General features: G+C 42.0%; 1 protein-coding gene and 1 pseudogene. Both read right to left on the bottom strand.

The window, feature by feature from the left end; translation table 11 throughout:
• Window positions 1-491: secretion protein EspT (locus A7090_RS25410; protein ID WP_105275895.1), on the bottom strand; the 491-nt coding region annotated here is incomplete at its 3' end.
• Window positions 492-538: 47 nt separating this feature from the next.
• Window positions 539-924, bottom strand: a pseudogene (locus A7090_RS25405) (hypothetical protein); the annotation flags it as partial.

The raw sequence follows: 924 nt of genomic DNA, 5'->3' as shown, positions 1-924 counted from the left end.
TTCTCAAAAAAAGTATCCGCAAGGCTGCTTAAAGCTGTACGAATGCACTGATTTCTGACATCCATATCTGCTGAAGCCAAAAGATTATTCATTTTTCCCTGAAAATACGAACTGTTTGAAATCATGTGATGCGTGGACGCCTGGGCACCTCTTACATCCAGCGAGAGGCCGCAATAACAACTTGCGCGTTGGAAAACTCGCTCCCGGACCGCATCAGGTATGGTTGTCTGGTTATTTTTAGCATACATATCCAGGAGTTTATTGACATCCCGGGAAATAAAACAAATACACTCTTCCCTCATCCACTCATTCTTTTTTCCTTCGTTCTTCAGGTTAATACATTGTATTAATTCGCTTTCCAGTCGGGGATAAGAGAATGAGATTTTCCTCGAGCCAAAAAAGAAACCATCGATGACCGTTTTTTGCCCGGAAGAGTGAGGTGGTTTTGCAATGCTGATTCCAAAACCACCGGAGCTTATTGTTCCCGGCATGCTATATATCCTCCCTGCATGAACTGGCGCTTTATCATCTTATAGATTTATCCGGTTTTAACCGATACCTTTTTCTCGCTTCTGGGTAAAACAATTTCTCTGCCATTATGCGAAAGCGCCCTTAAATGCGTTAAAGGTATTTTTTTATCTGGTGAAACAAAAACTCCGGCACCATTATAGGCTACCACTTTAATATCAGCATATCCTCTGCTTGTTAACTCATTTGCTGTGTATTCAAGCAGACTCCTTCCCTCTTCTGCATTTCTTCTAAATGGAGAGGTTGACGTTATTTTTTGTGCATCTGCAGAATAACACGGAAGAAGCCGGATATCTCTCACACTTAACAGGCCCATGCTCTCCATTCTTGATATGATTTCACGATGTCCAAGATACTCACTTCCACAAGTGATGTGGTTATCACCAGCACTACCAT

Source organism: Escherichia sp. MOD1-EC7003, from assembly GCF_002965065.1.
GTDB lineage: Bacteria > Pseudomonadota > Gammaproteobacteria > Enterobacterales > Enterobacteriaceae > Escherichia.
This window is presented reverse-complemented; position numbering and strand designations above follow the sequence as displayed.